This window comes from Pseudomonas sp. Ga0074129, assembly GCA_001465025.1.
Classification (GTDB): domain Bacteria; phylum Pseudomonadota; class Gammaproteobacteria; order Pseudomonadales; family Pseudomonadaceae; genus Aquipseudomonas.
The window spans coordinates 12,314-29,807 of sequence record LNDO01000043.1 but is presented as its reverse complement, the minus strand read 5'-3'; the positions used below and the strand labels follow the sequence as shown (position 1 = coordinate 29,807).

Below are 17,494 nucleotides of genomic sequence, written 5' to 3'. Positions count from 1 at the left end.
GTCGAGGTTCTTATGAGCATTACGTCTGCCAGCATCTGCGCCGCTGCTGATCAACTTCAGGGTTTTGTCGGCTTCAACGCCAAGACCGGCCGCTACATCGTGCGGTTTTCCGAAGATTCTTTTGGCCTCGATGTGCTTGAAGCCAGCATCACCCCTACCTGCGAATTTGTTTGGCGCACCTTTGCAGGCGAATTAATGAACCTCGACCGCGCACGCCTGCAATTGCTGCTGGAACAAAACATCGATGACCGCCTAAACATCAGCGAGCCGCTGCGGGTTTACATGCGCCGCACGGATCTGCCGGAAATCAGCGCCGAGCGTCATCGCTTGAATGCCTGAACGCGCACCTCATACTTGGCCGAATTGACCCCTGCTTGTTCACATACGCCATTACTGAGGCCGCGCAGCGCCAGCTAAGCTCATCGGGTTAAGTCCATTCACCCGAGGCATTGCCGATGTTCGATGTGCTGATTAAAAACGCGCTGTTTTTCGATGGCCGTGGCACCCCAGGGCTTTTGCGCCATCTGGGCATTCGTGACGGCAAGCTAGCCCGTATCAGCGCCGACGCCCTGGATGAAAGCGGTTGCGCTCAGGTGATCGATGCGCAAAACCGTTGGGTGACGCCCGGCTTTATCGACATGCACACCCATTACGACGCCGAACTGGTGGCCGCCCCCGCGCTCAAGGAGTCGGTGCGCCATGGCGTCACCACAGTGATGATCGGCAGTTGCTCGATCAGCATGGTGCTGTCTGGCGCAGAAGACTGTTCCGACCTGTTCACCCGCGTTGAATCGGTGCCGCGCGAGCATGTTCTGCCGTTGCTGCAGGCGCGTAAAACCTGGAGCAGTTCGCGCGAGTTCGCCGATTTTCTTGATCAGCATCCGCTGGGGCCGAATATCTGCTCGTTCCTCGGTCATTCCGACCTGCGCGTCGCCGTGCTCGGGCTTGAGCGCGCCGTCGATGCCCATGTGCGACCCAGCGAAGCGGAACTGCAGCAGATGGAACGCCTGCTGGAAGAAGCCCTGGATGCCGGTTTGCTGGGCCTGTCGAGCATGACCAACCCTTGGGATAAACTCGACGGCGACCGCCAGCGCTCAAAATCGCTGCCTTCCGTGTATGCACCCTGGGCTGAGTACGCGCGACTGAACAAAATATTGCGCCGACGCGGGCGCATCCATCAGGGCGCGCCGAATCTGGTGACCAAACTTAATGTGCTGGCCTTTCTCTGGGACAGCATCGGCGGTTGGTGGCGCAAGCCGCTGAAGACCACTCTGATCACCCTGATGGACGTCAAAGCAGATCCCTGGCTGGCCCCGGTCCTCGGCCCACTGACGCGCTGGGTTAATCGCCTGACGCGGGCGGATTTTCGCTGGCAAACCCTGCCCGTGCCTTTTGAAACCTATGCCGACGGCATGGAGTTTGTTGTCTTCGAGGAATTCCCCGCCGGGCAAGCCGCGCTGCACCTGGCCAGCCACGACCTGCGCAGCGAGTTGTTTCAGGACCCGGCCTACCGCCTGCGTTTTCGCCAGGACGTGGAGAAAAAGTTCGGCCCACGGGTTTGGCACCGCGATTTTGACGACGCCTGGATCGTCGATTGCCCGGACGCCAGCGTGGTCGGCAAAAGCGTTGGTGAGCTGGCAAAAACGCGCAACGAGCACCCCGCCGACCTGTTCCTTGATTTGCTGGTCGCTCACGGCCCGCGCCTGCGCTGGCGCACGCTGATCGCCAATCATCGTCCCGAGGTGGTCGCAAAATTGGTGTGCGAACCGAGCACCCTGATCGGTTTTGCCGACTCCGGCGCGCACATCCGTAACATGGCGTTCTATAACTTTGGCGTGCGCCTGCTCAAACTGGTGCGCGATGCCAAATTGCGCGGCCAACCCGTGATGCCCATCGAGACAGCCGTGTGGCGGCTGACCGGCGAGCTGGCTGACTGGTTTGCCATCGATGCTGGCAAGCTTTACGAAGGTGCGCGCGCTGACCTTGTGATCATCGCCCCTCATGCGTTGGATGACTCACTGGCCAGCTATCAAGAGGCCCCAATGGAAGCGTTCGGCGGCCTGCAACGCATGGTCAATCGTGGCGCAGCCGTGCAGACAGTGCTGATCAATGGCCAGGTTGCCTTCCAGAACGGCGAGTTTGCGCCCGACCTTGGCCATGCGCGCGGCTATGGACAGTTCTTGCGCAGCTTATGAAGCGTGCGACCTGTGGCGCACCGTAAAAGGACCAGACTGGCATAATGCGCGACGCACACCCGGCTCAATAATCCGGGAACGATTGAAAGGACTCATATCGACATGCATCGCCTGCTTTCGCCAACCCACTGGCGCTGGCTTATCGCCCTGTTACTGCTGTGCCTGCTAACCCCTGCGGTGGCTAACGAAAGCAACCTTGTGCGCTACCCGCGTCGCGCGGACGGCGATGAGTTCCGCTCAATCTACGCCCTGGCTCAGCTGCAATTGGCACTCGATAAAGCCGGTAGCGCGTTGCGCCTGCACCCCTCGCGCTACAGCATGGAGCAAGAGCGCGCACTGGTGAACCTGGAACACAACCGCCACTTGGATGTCGCCTGGAGCATGACCAGCGTTGAGCGCGAGCAACGCCTGCTGCCAGTACGCATCCCGCTCGACAAAGGTCTGTTCGGCTGGCGCATCGCCCTGCTGCCATCTGACCGCACACAACTTCTCAAGGGTGTTGAAGACATAAAGGACCTGCGCCAGTTTATCGCCGGCCAAGGCCATGACTGGCCCGACACTGAGATTCTGCGTAGCCACAGCCTGCCAATAAAAGTGTCTTCCAGCTACGGCAGCCTATTCCGCATGTTGCAGGCGCAACGTTTTGACTACTTCCCGCGTTCGGTGCTGGAGATTTGGGATGAACTGGAGCATCCGCGTGGTAAGCGTCTGCGCGCTGACGAACATCTGCTGATCCGCTACCCCACGGCCCTGTATTTCTTCGTCTCCAAACAACGCCCCGACCTCGCCCACACCCTGCAGAAAGGCATGGAAATAGCCTTGGCCGATGGTTCATTCGACCAACTGTTTCATCAGCATTTTGCTGCCCACCTTGAACGGGCCCAACTGACTCAACGCACCGTGATCGAACTGACAAATCCGCTGTTACCCGCCGCCACGCCCTTGCAGCGTGACGAATTGTGGTTCACTCCGCTGCCATCACAGCCCTAGCAGGCCTTCAATCCAGATACTTGTTGGGCCATTGGCGTAGACTGCTTGGGCCAGACTCGCCCTGCAGTGACAGCTGGCATGCTCCAGAACATTCAACCACGACGTTGTCAGAGGTGAAGATCATGAGCAAAGGTATGGATTCAAAAAAACAAACCAAGAAAAAGCCACAAAAAACAGCCAGCGAAAAACGTCTGGATAAAAAAGATAAACAGGGCACTAAAAGCCTGCTCGGCAGCCATTAACCGCCGCTGCCTTTGGCCTGGTGCAAGCACGGACTTGTCATCAGGCACCCCGCCCCTGATACGCTTCCTGTATGCACATCTATTGCCTTCCCTCAGAGCAACAAACACGGGCCGACACCTTCTATCGCGCTCAGCGTTCGCCTATGCGAGCCAGTAAAAAGGCACAGGTCTGGGTGGTTGAAGAGCAAGAGATTGTCGCTGCACTGTGCCTCCAGCACGTCGAGAGCGGCCTCTGGCTAACCAGCCTGCTGGTAGCACCAGAGCATCGTTGCCAAGGGCTGGCACGCCAGTTGATGAGCGCGGCTTTTAGCGCAGGCGCCGCCGATGTCTGGCTGTTCTGCGAGCCGTCGTTGGTGGCTTTTTATCAGCGCTCGGGGTTCAGCCAGACGTCGCAACTACCGCCCGCCTTAGCGTCACGACTGGCACGTTACCAGCGCAGCAAACCCTTGAGCGCCTGTTATCGCCCGGCTGATCAAGGCGTAAACCTGCGCCGCTAAGTCACTAACCAGTCAAAAGCCTTGGGATTTGCTTTCGCCAGATCAGACGCCGCGTGCTTAACTAATAGAAACCACACTGATAGCGAGTCTTTATGCAGATATCGCGCTTATTCAGGCGCCTGCGTCACGATTTTCAATTGTCCATCATCACGCTGATGGGCTTACTGGGTGTCGTGGGTATAACCCCGTATGCGATCTATCGACTGGCCAGTGGCAGCTATCTAGTGGGTGTCACGGACAGCGTCATTGTGCTCTCGACCGTAATTGCCGTTATTTATGCTTGGCGCACCGGCGACACGGTCAAGCCCGGCGTGTACTTGGCGGTTGTCTTTTCTGCCGGTGCCACCCTTATCGCCATCAACCTGGGCGTTAACGGTCTGTTCTGGATCTACCCGCTGATCCTGTTCAATTTCTTTATGGTGACGCCAGGCAAGGCGCTACTGGCGACGATTTTGGTCTTAGCCACGCTAATGATTTACGGCAAAGTGCAGCCCCAGCGTGTGTTTGAAAGTGACTATCAGATGGTGTCTTTTTTAGTCACAGGCATGATGGCCGGCATTCTCAGCTTTATATTTGCCTACCGCACCCGTAACCAGCGCGATCTGCTGCAGCAACTGGCCATTCAGGACCCGCTCACCGGCGCACGTAATCGCCGGGCAATGAATGAAGAGTTGAAGATCGCCACCTCGCTCAGCCACCGTCACGGCAATCCCTACGGCGTGTTGATCATGGACTTGGATCACTTCAAACGAATCAATGACAACCACGGCCACCAGGCGGGCGATCAGGTGTTGGTGGATTTTGTCGACCTGATCAAAAGGGCTTCACGCAAAGAAGATCGCTTGTTCCGCTTTGGCGGAGAGGAGTTTCTCCTGCTGCTGCCCAATACCAACAGATCCGGTCTTCTGTCAGCCGCGCAGCAGTTACAAGAGCAGGTTGGCCTAAAACTCGTAGGCCCAGGCGGACCTGTAACGATGTCGGTCGGTGGTGCAATCCTGCGGGCCGGTGAGCATTGGGAAGAGTTGCTGCAACGCGCCGACCAGCGCCTTTATCAAGCCAAACGAGCCGGACGCAACTGCATCATCATCGAAGATGGCGCCATGATTGATGAGCCCCTCGCCGCTCACTGAGCGGCCGCAACGGCGTGTCACGCGTCCCCCCTTCTTTTTGCCAGTGCATCTGTAACAACTTGGCGTGAGCCTGGTCTATAGGCCGTCGTTACTTGAGACCATCGCCATGAAAAGACGCACCCTCTTCAAGGGTTTGGCGCTTCTGCCGACCCTACCGCTTCTCGGATACACCCAGTCAAGCCTGGCGCAAGCTATCGCCAGCACCGTCACACCGTTAAACAAACCACACGACGAGTGGCGCTCGCTACTCTCCGATGAAGCCTATGCAGTGCTCTTTGAAGAAGACACTGAAGCCCCCGGCAGCAGCCCGCTGGACAATGAACACCGCGACGGCACATTTGTCTGCGCAGCTTGCTACCTGCCCCTGTTCACCAGCCAGGACAAGTATGAAAGCGGCACCGGCTGGCCCAGCTTTACCCAGCCAATCGCTGGCCATATCGGCACCAAACAGGACTACAAACTGATCTTCCCGCGCACCGAATATCACTGCGCGCGTTGTGGTGGGCATCAAGGCCATGTGTTCAACGATGGTCCAAAACCGCGCGGCGAGCGTTGGTGCAACAACGGTGTGGCCTTGCGCTTTATTGCCCAAGGCGAGCCCCTGCCTGAGCTGCGGAGCTGACCATGCACTCAACGACTAAAACCTGGCGAGAGCGTTTATTGGCCAGCAGCCTGATTGTTTTGGGCGGCCTGCTGGCGGCCTGTGAACCCAGCGCGGCGCAAGCGCCGGTCGCTACAACCGAGAAACCGGCAGTGGCCAACGCAGGCGTGGCGATCTTTGCGGGCGGCTGCTTCTGGTGTACTGAGTCCGACTTCGATAAGTTGCCGGGCGTGCTTGAAACCACGTCGGGTTATCTTGGCGGTCATGTGCTTAATCCGACTTACGAACAGGTTTCAGCCGGCAACAGTGGGCATATTGAAGCCGTGCGCGTGCGCTATGACCCCAGCAAAACCAGCTACGCCCAACTGCTCGAGGCCTTTTGGCCAACCATCGACCCGATAACGCCGAACGCGCAGTTCTGCGACCGTGGCCCGCAATATCGCAGCGCGATCTTCTACAGCACGCCGCAAGAACAGCAACTGGCCGAAGCCTCCAAAGCAGCATTAGAGAACTCAGCCCGCCTGCCAGGCCCCGTGGTCACGGAAATATTGGCGGTCAGTACGTTTTATCCGGCCGAGGATTACCACCAGGATTACTACCTGCGTAACCCGCTGCGCTACAACTACTACCGCAATGGTTGTGGGCGCGATCAACGCTTGGAGCAACTGTGGGGCAAAGCTAAGTAACCCCACTCAAATCGGCTGATGCCCGAGTATTCAGACGCTCATACAACGTCGCGGGCATCGTTAATTCAGCTATGGTCAGACACCCAACTCAGGCGTGATCAGACCATGGCACCGTTGAAACCCTTGTTCCAAATCACTTCACTCCTTGCGCTAGCCGGCTGGTTAATGCTCGTCTGCCTGCCGTTCTGGCACTACACCGACGAGTTGGTGCTGGGCCTAAGCGTGGTTTTGCTGGCCATCATCTACAGCTGGTTGCTGTTTGTTGCCATGCGCCAACGCCCGGAACCAGGCACAGGCAGGCCAGGTTTTTTAGTCTCGGGGGTGTGCTGTCATTACTGCGCCAACCCACGGCCGCTTTGGCTGCCTGGGTACACATTCTGGCCTTCGACCTGATGGTGGGGCTGTACATTCGCCATGAGGGTGCCATCGCCGGAATCAGCCATTGGGCACTGCTGCCCTGCTACGTGCTGACCTTGATGTTCGGCCCGTTGGGTTTACTGACGTTTTTGGCCCTGCGCTGGGGCATAGCGGTTGCCGCCTGAATCAGCGGCTGCGCTCTTGAGTGTGACTGCTCTGTCCGGGGTACTGCTGCACCGAGTAGCCGCCGGGGTACTCGATACGCTGCTGAATGGCACCGCGATGCTCTAGCGTCTGACTGTCATAGCGCTGTTCGTTGCGCTGAACGCCGCTCGGCAGGCGCTGCCCGCCATACAACGTATGGCTTTCGATCTGTTGATACGTGCCGATGCTGCCGCTAGCACCGGGGCTGATGTAGCTTTTCGGAATGACACGCAACGGCTGCGACGCCTGTTGTTCGGCATACAGCGGCATGCTCAACAGCAATGCCGTCAAACCAACAATGCAGCGGACATTCAACATAAGCACCTCGGCCGTTAAAACTGACATCGCGCTGGGTATCGATGCCAGTTAATCAGATCACCACCCCGACAGAGAGGTTCCGCTTAACTACCCGGCAATTCAATGCGGTCAGCATGAATCACAATGCGGCCCTGCTTATACAGCCCGCCGATGGCTTTCTTGAAATTGCCCTTGCTCGCCCGGAAGTGAGCGCTGATCGCCTCAGGCGAGCTCTTGTCGCTGAGCGCCAGACTGCCGCCCTGCTCGCGCAGCTTGGTCATGATCTGTTCCGCCAGGCTGTCACGCACGTCTTCGCCTATCGGCTGCAGGCTCAGGCTGATCTTGCCGTCGCTGCGGACTTCTTTGATGTAACCCTTTTCCTGCATGCCCGAGCGAAGAAATTTGAACGCTTCGTTCTTATGGATTAGGCCCCAGTGCTTGCCATTGATGATGGCCTTAAAGCCCATATCGGTGCTTTCAACCACCAACAGATCAACCTCTTCACCGGCGCTGTAGGTGACCGGAGCAATGTCCAGGTAACGGTCCAGGCGAGCGGTGGCGGTGATGCGTTTGCTGCGTTTATCGAGAAACACATGCACCACGCAATAATCGCCAACTTGTAGCGGGCGTTTTTCTTCGGAGTGCGGCAGCAATAAATCTTTAGGCAGGCCCCAATTAAGGAATAAGCCCACGCGATTTATATCCACCACTTTCAAACTGGCAAATTCGCCCACCTGAACTTTTGGCTTTTCCGTGGTGGCGATCAATTTGTCTTCACTGTCCAAATAAATGAAGACGTTTAACCAGTCTTCCACTTCACTTGGGCTATCGCTTGGAATGTAGCGCTTAGGTAGCAGGATTTCGCCATCTGCGCCGCCATCCAGATACAGGCCGAAGTCGGTGTGCTTCACGACCTGCAAACTATTCATTCGTCCAATTACTGCCATGATGCCCTACCCTCGTTTCCAGCCCAGCATTCTAGCCGACTCGCCTAGGAATTACTCAGCATGACCGCTAGCTCCTTGACCGACATTTCCCGCGCCCACCTGGGTGCCGCCAATAACCCAGAGGGGTCGCACATAATATTCGGCGCTGCGTAGCAGGCCTAAAAAAGCAAAACATAGAGATATATCCGGCAGTTACAACGTAGGTTTAAAAAATAACTTACTCACCGAAAACATCATCCGATCTTTATTTACCAAGCAATTGTCAAGCTTTTCAGGTACGATGCGCGGCCAAATTAATTTTTAAACAGGTTAATGGCCGTCATGCGCATCAAAGCATCCAACAGCAAACCCAAGCCGGCTCCAGCCGTTGAAACCAGCGCTTCAATTGATGCGCAGATCGAAGCCTTCCTGAAATCCGGCGGCGAAATTCAGCAAATCGCCAAAGGCGTGAGCGGTCAGGTGTACGGCACCACCAAGCAGATCACCATCGGCAAAAAATAACGTGCCCTGGTCTAACAGCGCTTTGCTCATTCAGACAAGGCGCTGGCCAGCACAGTAACGCCCTTCCCCGCACGTCTGTTTCAATCATTTACAGCTCCCCTCTGGCGCATAACACATCCTTGTTTCAGAATCATGTCAGCCCGCATTGTGCGGCTGATTCGGCGTTGCCGTGACTGAAAATGGCAAATGCCCCGGGAGTACATGTGCGCTCTACCTGTAAATGGCTGCAACGCCCTGCCAGCAATCTGATTGTTCTTGCACTGTTACTGCTGGCCTTGCCGATGCTGAGCCGGTTTATGTTGGGCTGGTCGCATGCCTACGGGCATCTGTCGGACCTAGCCGTGGGCGCTGCGCTGATGATTTGCCTTCATCAGCGATCGTGGCTATTGGCCGTACCCGTGCTGCTGACCTGGAGCGTGTTCAACTTGAGCACGGCGGAGCTGGTCAATGCCGTGGGCCGCATGCCAGAGCCCGCTGATCTGCAATTTCTGACTGATGCACAGTTCGTCAGCCACTCGACCCAAGGCGGCGGCCTAAGTCACCCTTTGATCGCGCTGGCCATGGCGGCATTAATTGCCCTGTACTTAGGCTTGCGCTACTGGCAATTGCCGCGGCGCGCCGCGCCCCTGTCCAATCGCTGGCTGATTCTGCCGCTCGCCCTGCTAGGCCTTCACGCGGCCTTGCAACTGGCCAAACCCAGTGAGGCGGATCAATGGATGCAGTTCAATTTGCCGCACAAATTGTTGGCAGAAACGGCCAGCGGTTTTCAACAAAGTATTGCTGAGCAACTGGCGAGCGATACGCCCAATAGCCCACCTGACATCCGCGCACTCAACCAACTCGACCTCAGTGGTACACCACTGCTCGCCCAGGCAGGGAGTGCTCGTAACGTTTTGATCATCACCCTGGAAGGCGTGACCGGCGCCTACCTGCAAGCCAGTCGCCAGGCGATTGGCAGCGCTTACAACGAAGACCCTATGCCCCGTCTAAGCCAATGGGCCGAGCGCGGCATGCTGACCAGCGACTATGTACTGCATGGCCATCAAACCATCCGTGGCCTGTACGCCATGCTCTGCGGCGACTACAACAAGCTCGATTCCGGAACACCCAAAGGTCTTGAACTGCTGAACAACCCCGCCCGCAGCGAACAATGCTTGCCCGCTCAGTTGCGTGAGCGCGGCTTGAGCACACATTTTCTGCAGGGCGCCGGGCTGCGCTTTATGGCCAAAGACCAGATCATGCCGCAGATGGGCTTTGATAAAACCCTCGGCCGCGAGTGGTTTCGCAACACACCCTATATCGAGTTCCCCTGGGGCATGGATGACAAGGCGTACTTTGAAGGTGCCCTGACATACATCCAGCAACTGCGCCAGAAACCACAACCGTGGATGCTGACACTGCTGACGGTCGGCACGCATCAACCCTACTCCGCACCACCGGCCTATCTGGAACGCCACCCGACCGCCAAGCTCGCCGCCATTGCCTACCTTGATGACGCCGTCGCCGATTTCCTTGATGCACTGCAGGCTCAAGGCGTGCTCAAAGACACCCTAGTCATGGTTACCTCAGATGAGTCGCATGGACTGGAAAATGTGCGCTTGGCCTCGGCTTGGGGTTTCAACCTGCTTCTCGCTCCCGAGCAGGCCGATTTACCATCACGCAAGCAGGGCACCTATGGCGCAGTTGATCTCACGGCCACGGTGCTCGATTACTTTGCCTTCCCTGTACCGGCCAACATCTCCGGCCGTTCCATGCTGCGCGAGTACAACAGCGGTCGGGAAATCATGTCTTACACCAACGGGCTGATTCGTCACCATGACGGGCTGGGCACGCTGACCGAATGCGACTTTCAGCAGATCTGCCGGCGCTATGCCAGCCAAGGCTTTATTGCTGACAGCGCCGCCTATCTAGGTCGTTTCAGCGGGCAAGCCGCACGCCTGATGAGTCAACGGGCCAGCCTACTTGATCAATCACTGACCAGTAGCCAAGACGAACAGAGCTACCAGTTTGCCCATCCGCAGCCGCTTAAACTCAGCCCGCAAGCGGGTGATGACTGGACTGACAATTTGGTTGGCGCGCAGTACCTGACGCTTCCGGCCGATACGCAAACCACCGTAACCCTGAAAATTCGTGCCGTGCGCGCAGACCCTGATGGCGCGCGCCTACATCTGAAAACCAAGGAATACGATCGCGATGTCGCCCTGCCAATACCGGTGCTGCCACTGCTGACACGCGACAAGCCGATTGAGCTGAGCTTCAGCTTTGACAATCCCGAAGCGCGCAAAGCGTTCTCTTTCCACTTGCTTGGCGAAGGATCTGGTGCCATCGAGATTGTTGACTTCACGGTGCGCAGCACGCCGCTGCAAAGCGACGAGAATTTGCTCGCGGCCCAGGAAGGGCCTGATTCAGAACTGGCGGTGCCTTAAACTCAGGGCGCCGCGTACTCGTAACGCTGTTCGATAAGGGCGTAATCACCGCTGCTGCGCAACAGCGCCAAACCTTTACTGAAACGCTCGCAGTCCCTCTGCTTCAGGCAACCGAGCTTATAGTCAGTCACCGGAAAGATCGGATAGATCGTCAATGGCTGGCTGACATCAACCTGGGTATGCACCTCGAGGTTGAAGTAACGCAGAATGCGCATATCGGTCACCACCACATCTACCCGGCCGCTGTAGAGCATGCGATTACGCGCGATCTGAAACGCTTCTTCGCGGTAACGTGGGTTGCTCTCAGCCATGGTCTGATACTCACTTCCCAACATGACGCGTGCACGCTGAAAGGCATTCACTGAATAAGCCGTCAGGTCGCTGATGCGCTCGATCGTGAGGTTTCGCGAGCGCAGGGCCACCGCGACATTTTGATAGCGGATATACACATCCGAATAAAACGGGCTGTCGCCATTGAGCTCATTGGTGGTGGCCATGGCATCCAACTGGCCTTTGCGCATCATCATGCTCAGACGCTCCATCGGCGCGTAGTAGGGCTCAACCTCGAGCCCACCCAAGCTGGCGGCCGCCAGGACGATGTCATATTCCAAACCGCGCGCCTGATTTTCATAAATGTACGGCGGTTTGTGCGTGCCAAAACCAAACCGTAGGCTTTGCGCCGAAGCAGTCAGACTGATGAAAAGCAGTACCCACATCCACAACCACTTCATGGCAATACTCGTAAAAGTGCTTAAGCAGCATAGCGGGATGACAGCACACTGCGCGCATCTTCATCACTGAAATCGATTGAGTCGAATTAGCCGCCCGATACCCACACAGGGCTAGACTCTGCGCACTCATTTGAGCCAATCAAGCCCTGGAGAATAGTCATGCTTAAAGCCGAATATCAGCATCGCGGCCCACAACCCCAAGAAGTGATCGAAGCCGTTGCACTGAGCCTGCCCGAGCTTGAAGCCGGCCAAGCGCGCATCAAAGTCTTGGCCGCGCCCATCAACCCCTCCGATGTTCTGACCCTGACCGGCGAATACGGCCTGCTACCCCCGCTGCCTGCCGTTGGCGGTAACGAAGGCGTGGGCCGTGTCGAAGCCTTGGGGGCTGATGTAAGCAACCTCAAAGTCGGCCAAATGGTGCTGTTGCCGGTTGGCTGCGGCACCTGGGTCAGCCACCTCAACGCCACGGCCAGCAAACTGATCCCACTGCCGGAAGCAGATCCGCAGCAGTTGGCCATGCTCACGGTCAATCCGCCTACAGCCTCGCTGCTGCTCAGCCAATTCGTTGACCTCAAGCCAGGCGACTGGGTGATTCAAAACGCAGCCAACTCGGGCGTTGGTAGCTACCTGATCCAACTGGCGAAGCTGCGTGGTTTCAAAACCATTAACGTGGTGCGCCGTGAATCAGCCGTTGCCGGTGTTGAAGCCGAGGGTGGCGATGTGGTGCTCGTAGACGGCCCGGACCTGGCCAAGCGCGTGCGCGCAGCCACAGGCAGTGCCAGTGTGCGCCTGGGTATTGATGCAGTGGGCGGTGAAGCCACTGATCACCTGGCCGCAAGCCTGTGTGAGGGTGGCGTACTGGTTAACTACGGCATGATGAGCCGTCAGCCGTGCCAGGTATCACCCTCGTCATTCGTCTTCCGCGATGTCAGCCTGCGCGGTTTCTGGCTGGCCAAATGGTTCCAGAACGCCAGCCAGGCCGAGCAGATGAAAGTCTTTGGCGAGTTGGTGCAACTGATTGCCAGCGGCAAACTGCAGACCCGCGTGGCCGCCACCTATGACCTCAGCGAGATCAAGCAAGCAGTTGCCGCCGCTGCCGGTGGCGAGCGTGACGGTAAAATTCTGATCGTGCCGAAGTAAACCTTGAGAACGTAACGGCGGATAAGCCTATCCGCCGTTATTCAAACAGACACTTACTCAGCGGCCGGCGTGCGACGCTTGAGCGGTGCCAAACCGTCCTGACTGACCAGCACTGGCGCATCAGCCTTTGGCTTATTGATGGTGTTGCGCTTGCTCGGTGCTTTGGCCGCTGGTTTTTTCACCAGCTTCTTACCGGTTTTCGGGTCGACTTTTTTCTTCTTCGGGCCAACGGCCTTGCCGGACGCCTTGAGGTTTTTCGGGCCTTGGTAGATGCCCTTGAGATCCTTGATATTGCGCCGTTCGAAACGCTGCTTGAGGTAACGCTCGATGCTCGACATCAGCGCCCAGTCGTTATGGCAAATCAGCGAAATCGCCAGACCTTCAGCGCCAGCACGGCCGGTGCGGCCGATACGGTGAACGTATTCGTCGCCAGAGCGCGGCATATCGAAGTTGATCACCAGATCCAGGCCGTCGACATCCAGGCCACGCGCCGCCACATCGGTGGCCACCAGAATCTTCACCGCGCCTTGCTTGAGGCGGTCAATCGCCAGCTTGCGATCCTTCTGGTCTTTCTCGCCGTGCAACACAAAGGTTTTGAAATCGTGCGCGACCAACTTGCCATACAGGCGGTCGGCCTGGACGCGGGTATTGGTGAAGATGATCGCCTTGTCGTAGGTCTCGTTTTTCAGCAACCACTCGACCAAGCGCTCTTTGTGATGGTTATGGTCAGCGGTAATGATTTGCTGACGAGTGCCTTCATTCAGTTGGCTGACGCGGTTGAGTTGCAGGTGCTCAGGGTCTTTCAGCACATTGCCGACGACTTCGCGCAGCGCCGCGCCGCCGCTGGTGGCGGAGAACAGCAGGGTTTGCCGCTGGGCATTGCACAACTCACCGAGGCGTTGCACGTCTTCGGCAAAGCCCATGTCGAGCATGCGGTCGGCTTCGTCGAGCACCAGCACTTCAACTTCATCAAGCAGCAGGTTGCCGGCATTGGCGTGTTCGATCAGACGGCCAGGCGTGCCGATCAGGATGTCGACCTTGCGCAGCATGGCAGCCTGCACTTTGAAATCTTCACCACCGGTGATCAACCCGCCCTTGAGGAAGGTGAACTGAGCGAAACGCTCGACTTCCTTGAGGGTCTGCTGCGCCAGCTCGCGGGTCGGCAGCAGGATCATCGCACGCACGCTCATGCGTGGCTGAGAAGCGCCATCGCCCAGCAGACGATTGAGCATCGGCAGCACAAAAGCCGCGGTTTTGCCGCTGCCGGTTTGCGCGGTAACCCGCAAGTCTTTTCCTTGCAGCGCCAGCGGAATGGCCGCCAACTGCACCGGGGTGGGCTCGACAAATTTAAGCTCGGCCACGGCTTTGAGCAGGCGTTCATGCAGGGCGAATTGGGAAAACACGGGTATACCTCGACAAAAAATCAGCAATACAGCGGCATAGATTACCGGTTCTGCCGCCTAAAAGCCCGAACGGCCTGGCCAAAGGTGCAGGGCCGCCGGTCTGACACGGCGGCAAACAGGCTCCTTTTGTCAGTTCACTACTCAAACGCGGCCTTGCGCCAGTAGAATGCGCGCCGCTGTTCAATCCCGAACGGCATGGGTTCCCTAACCCCATCCAGCAAAAAGGTCATGCCATGTCCCTGATTCCTGCTCAGCGCCTGCGAATGGCGCTGGTCACGCTTGTGCTGTTTCACATCCTGATCATCACTGCCAGCAACTACCTCGTGCAGTTGCCGATTACCCTGTTCGGCTGGCACACCACCTGGGGAGCGTTCAGCTTTCCGTTCATCTTCTTGGCCACTGATTTGACCGTGCGCCTGCTCGGCAAACGTCATGCACGCCTGGTGATCGCCCAAGTCATGCTGCCGGCCTTGCTGATTTCATACAGCGTTTCAGTGTTGTTTCAGGAAGCCAGCTTTCGCGGTTTTGCTGCACTGCTTGAGTTCAACGAGTTTGTGCTGCGTATCTCCATCGCCAGCTTCCTTGCCTACGTGCTGGGGCAGATCCTCGACATTCAGGTGTTTGACCGTTTGCGCAAGCTGTCACTGTGGTGGGTAGCGCCAGCCGTCTCCACGATTTTGGGCAACCTGCTGGACACTTTCACGTTCTTCTCGGTGGCATTCTGGAACAGCAGCAACCCGTTTATGGCCGAACATTGGGTGGAAATCGCCACGGTCGATTACGGTGTCAAACTGGTGGTCAGCTTGCTGCTGTTCGTGCCGCTCTACGGTGTACTGCTCAATGCCATATTACGCATGCTGGCCGGACGCGCTCAGGCTACTCGCTGAGCCTGCCCTGACGCGCCTGCTTGAGCAGCAGGCGCGTGCTGTCCCAACCCACCAAAAGCACCGCCAGCCAAATCGGGATATACGTCAGCCATTGTGCGCTGTTGAACTGCTCGCCCAAAAACACCAGCGCCACCAAGAACAACAGCACCGGCTCGACATAACTGAGAATGCCGAACAGCCCCAGAGGCAGCAAACGGCTGGCCGCCATCATGGCGGCAAAGGCCAACGAGCTAAGCAGCGCCAACCCCGGCAGCAACCACCAGAGTTGTGGCGCTTGGCTGAACAGATCTGCCGGCCCCCACTGCAGCACCAGCCAGATGGCCACCGGCGCCATAAACAGCATCTCGAAGACAAACCCGGACAACGCATCCAGACGCATCCAGCGACGCAGCATGAAATACGGCGGGTAGCCCAGCGCAGTGACCAGCACCACCCAAGAGAATGCCTGGGTCAGCCACAGTTCATGGGCCACACCGAGTAAGGCGCAGGCCACGGCCAAGCGCTGTAATGGGCGCAGGCGTTCGCCATAAAATACCCGCCCGGCCAAGACCATGGCCAACGGCAAGAGAAAGTAGCCCAGCGACACCTCCAACATACGCCCCGCCAGCGGTGCCCAGACAAACAGCGCCCACTGAATGCCCATCAACAGGGCCGCCAGCGGCAAACTGGCGAACAGCCAGGGCTCGCGCCTGACCCGCGCGCACGCGGCCAGCAATAACGGCCATTGCCGCATCAACGTGACCAGCAGCAACACCGCCGGCAATGACCACAACACCCGCTGGGCAAACACCTGCAAGCCGTCCAGCGGCTCCAACAAGCGCACATAGCCAGGCACCAGCGCAAACAGCCCTGATGCGGCGATCGACAGCGCTACACCGCGTCCGGATAAATTCATCAATAAACCTTAGCGTCTGAACTGCTAAGCCAGACGCGCAAAACGCCGCACCAGTCTGCTGCCGCGCTGAAGCACGCGTACAAGTAAGCTGACAACGGCGGTGAAAAAACGTAAAGACAAACGCAGGACGAACCGCAGACGGCCTGCCGTCACATTGCAGTATGGCTGGCGAGCCTAGCAGAGGTAGGGAACGGTTGAACTGGCACGATTGAACTGCCAGTTACAACCGCCTGCCTTGACCGTCCGGCAACAGGCTAAGCCGTTGATCGCCGTGCCGATCATCGCAGCCGCACTGGTCGATGATGATCGCCACACGGCGGCTCATGGCGCGGTTTCCGGCGAATCGCTGACACCCGTGAACAGCGCGTTCAGCAATGCGCGCCCCGTTGAAGAACCTCTCGCAAGCACCGATCACAGTGGCCAAAACAGTGAGCAGAACGCTACGCATGAGCCATTTGGCGCAGCGAACCCCGCCAAGACACCGCCAACGCAACAGCCTTTGGGTGCCCCGCCCATGAACAAGAGGCTATGCAGATGTGGCACCACCATGCCGTTTGACTGCAGAGAAGTAGAGCGCATGACACACATGGAAAAGCCAATTCATTGAAGGCCAGAAACAAAAAACCAGGCGCTAAGCGCCTGGTCGCATCAAACAGAGCATCGATACGAGAAGTGGAGTCCTTTAGGCAACCGTGGTCAGTTGCGCCAGCGCTTGATTCAGCCCTTGTTCGTAAGCCTCAGGGCTGAGGTTAAGGCCCTCGGCATGAATAAAGCTGACATCGTGAATGCCAATAAAAGCCAGTACCTGACGCAGGTAGGGTTCTTGATGGTCCTGCGCACCGCCGGCATAGATGCCACCGCGGGCGGTGAGGACAACAGCACGTTTGCCGCTGAGTAGCCCTTGCGGGCCGGATTCGGTGTATTTGAAGGTCACGCAGGCACGCAGCACATGGTCAAACCAGGCTTTGAGCGTGCTGGGGATGGCGAAGTTGTACATCGGAGCGGCCAGCACCAGAACATCGGCAGCCAGCAGTTCATCCGTCAGTTGATTGGACAGCGCCAGCGCTACGCGCTCGGCGTCGCTTTGTTGCTCGGCCGGCGTCATCCAACCGCCCAGCAGGTTGGCATCCAAGTGCGGCACCTGATCAACCGCCAAGTCGCGCACATGGATCGCATCGGCCGGGTGGGCACTCTGCCAATTAGCGATAAATTGCTGACTTAGCTGGCGAGACACCGAGCCTTGCTGGCGGGCGCTGCTTTCAATTACCAGAACCTTGGTCATTTTGCGTGCTCCATCGGAGGGTGAGAACGTCGATGGGCACAGCGTACAAACAACACAACTGATTAAAAAGCGCAAAAAGCAGC

18 protein-coding genes are annotated in these 17,494 nt (G+C 57.7%); 12 read left to right on the top strand and 6 right to left on the bottom strand.

Going from position 1 to position 17,494, the window contains the following annotated elements:
* Positions 1 to 12: 12 nt before the first annotated feature.
* The 8 genes from AUK77_RS02870 (at position 13) to AUK77_RS02835 (ending at position 6,883) form a co-directional block, all read left to right on the top strand.
* A complete protein-coding gene (locus AUK77_RS02870) occupies positions 13 to 339 on the top strand; it encodes a DUF2025 family protein (protein WP_296125873.1) in 327 nt (108 codons plus the stop codon).
* A gap of 116 nt (positions 340 to 455) precedes the next feature.
* Positions 456 to 2,195, top strand: coding sequence for an amidohydrolase family protein (locus AUK77_RS02865; RefSeq protein ID WP_296125869.1), 1,740 nt, complete (start codon positions 456 to 458; stop codon positions 2,193 to 2,195).
* Between the two features lie 102 nt (positions 2,196 to 2,297).
* On the top strand, positions 2,298 to 3,185 hold the full coding sequence (locus AUK77_RS02860; protein WP_296125868.1) for a hypothetical protein: 888 nt from the start codon (positions 2,298 to 2,300) through the stop codon (positions 3,183 to 3,185).
* 313 nt (positions 3,186 to 3,498) lie between these two features.
* Entirely contained in the window at positions 3,499 to 3,924 is a 426-nt protein-coding gene (locus AUK77_RS02855) for a GNAT family N-acetyltransferase (RefSeq protein WP_296125866.1), read from the top strand.
* A 137-nt stretch (positions 3,925 to 4,061) separates the two neighbouring features.
* Positions 4,062 to 5,054 (top strand): GGDEF domain-containing protein, encoded by a 993-nt coding sequence (locus AUK77_RS02850; RefSeq protein WP_296125864.1) that lies wholly within the window; start codon positions 4,062 to 4,064, stop codon positions 5,052 to 5,054.
* Positions 5,055 to 5,160: 106 nt separating this feature from the next.
* Positions 5,161 to 5,676: a peptide-methionine (R)-S-oxide reductase MsrB gene (msrB, locus tag AUK77_RS02845; protein WP_296125863.1), complete on the top strand. Its 516-nt coding sequence runs from the start codon at positions 5,161 to 5,163 to the stop codon at positions 5,674 to 5,676.
* A gap of 2 nt (positions 5,677 to 5,678) precedes the next feature.
* Positions 5,679 to 6,341, top strand: coding sequence for a peptide-methionine (S)-S-oxide reductase MsrA (msrA, locus tag AUK77_RS02840; RefSeq protein ID WP_296125861.1), 663 nt, complete (start codon positions 5,679 to 5,681; stop codon positions 6,339 to 6,341).
* Positions 6,342 to 6,499: 158 nt separating this feature from the next.
* A complete protein-coding gene (locus AUK77_RS02835) occupies positions 6,500 to 6,883 on the top strand; it encodes an abscisic acid-deficient protein Aba4 family protein (protein WP_363079355.1) in 384 nt (127 codons plus the stop codon).
* A 1-nt stretch (position 6,884) separates the two neighbouring features.
* Here the strand turns inward: AUK77_RS02835 and AUK77_RS02830 are convergent, their stop codons facing one another.
* Both AUK77_RS02830 and AUK77_RS02825 read right to left on the bottom strand, forming a co-directional pair.
* A complete protein-coding gene (locus AUK77_RS02830) occupies positions 6,885 to 7,220 on the bottom strand; it encodes a hypothetical protein (RefSeq protein ID WP_296125860.1) in 336 nt (111 codons plus the stop codon).
* A gap of 83 nt (positions 7,221 to 7,303) precedes the next feature.
* Complete coding sequence (locus AUK77_RS02825) at positions 7,304 to 8,146, bottom strand: S1-like domain-containing RNA-binding protein (RefSeq protein WP_296125858.1); 843 nt, start codon at positions 8,144 to 8,146, stop codon at positions 7,304 to 7,306.
* A gap of 312 nt (positions 8,147 to 8,458) precedes the next feature.
* Here AUK77_RS02825 and AUK77_RS02820 point away from each other — a divergent pair, with 312 nt between their 5' ends.
* Positions 8,459 to 8,647, top strand: coding sequence for a hypothetical protein (locus AUK77_RS02820; RefSeq protein WP_296125856.1), 189 nt, complete (start codon positions 8,459 to 8,461; stop codon positions 8,645 to 8,647).
* Positions 8,648 to 8,850: 203 nt separating this feature from the next.
* A complete protein-coding gene (locus tag AUK77_RS02815; protein ID WP_296125855.1) occupies positions 8,851 to 11,073 on the top strand; it encodes an LTA synthase family protein in 2,223 nt (740 codons plus the stop codon).
* Positions 11,074 to 11,075: 2 nt separating this feature from the next.
* Here AUK77_RS02815 and AUK77_RS02810 read toward each other — a convergent pair whose 3' ends face one another.
* Positions 11,076 to 11,804, bottom strand: a complete 729-nt coding sequence (locus AUK77_RS02810) for a transporter substrate-binding domain-containing protein (RefSeq protein WP_296125853.1) — start codon at positions 11,802 to 11,804, stop codon at positions 11,076 to 11,078.
* A 159-nt stretch (positions 11,805 to 11,963) separates the two neighbouring features.
* On the opposite strand from AUK77_RS02810, the gene AUK77_RS02805 reads away from it, so the two are divergent.
* The gene (locus tag AUK77_RS02805) at positions 11,964 to 12,944 is read left to right on the top strand and encodes a zinc-dependent alcohol dehydrogenase family protein (RefSeq protein ID WP_296125851.1); all 981 of its coding nucleotides are present in this window, start codon (positions 11,964 to 11,966) and stop codon (positions 12,942 to 12,944) included.
* 53 nt (positions 12,945 to 12,997) lie between these two features.
* Here AUK77_RS02805 and AUK77_RS02800 read toward each other — a convergent pair whose 3' ends face one another.
* Positions 12,998 to 14,347, bottom strand: a complete 1,350-nt coding sequence (locus AUK77_RS02800; protein ID WP_296125850.1) for a DEAD/DEAH box helicase — start codon at positions 14,345 to 14,347, stop codon at positions 12,998 to 13,000.
* A 233-nt stretch (positions 14,348 to 14,580) separates the two neighbouring features.
* Between AUK77_RS02800 and AUK77_RS02795 the strand changes: the two genes are divergently transcribed.
* Positions 14,581 to 15,234 (top strand): 7-cyano-7-deazaguanine/7-aminomethyl-7-deazaguanine transporter, encoded by a 654-nt coding sequence (locus AUK77_RS02795; protein ID WP_296125848.1) that lies wholly within the window; start codon positions 14,581 to 14,583, stop codon positions 15,232 to 15,234.
* On the opposite strand, the gene rarD is transcribed toward AUK77_RS02795, so the two are convergent.
* Together rarD and AUK77_RS02785 are read right to left on the bottom strand one after the other, a co-directional pair.
* Entirely contained in the window at positions 15,224 to 16,129 is a 906-nt protein-coding gene (rarD, locus tag AUK77_RS02790; protein WP_296125846.1) for an EamA family transporter RarD, read from the bottom strand. The two genes, AUK77_RS02795 and rarD, sit on opposite strands and share 11 nt — an antisense overlap.
* Positions 16,130 to 16,811: 682 nt before the next feature.
* Positions 16,812 to 17,411: an FMN-dependent NADH-azoreductase gene (locus AUK77_RS02785; RefSeq protein ID WP_296125844.1), complete on the bottom strand. Its 600-nt coding sequence runs from the start codon at positions 17,409 to 17,411 to the stop codon at positions 16,812 to 16,814.
* Positions 17,412 to 17,494: the final 83 nt, after the last annotated feature.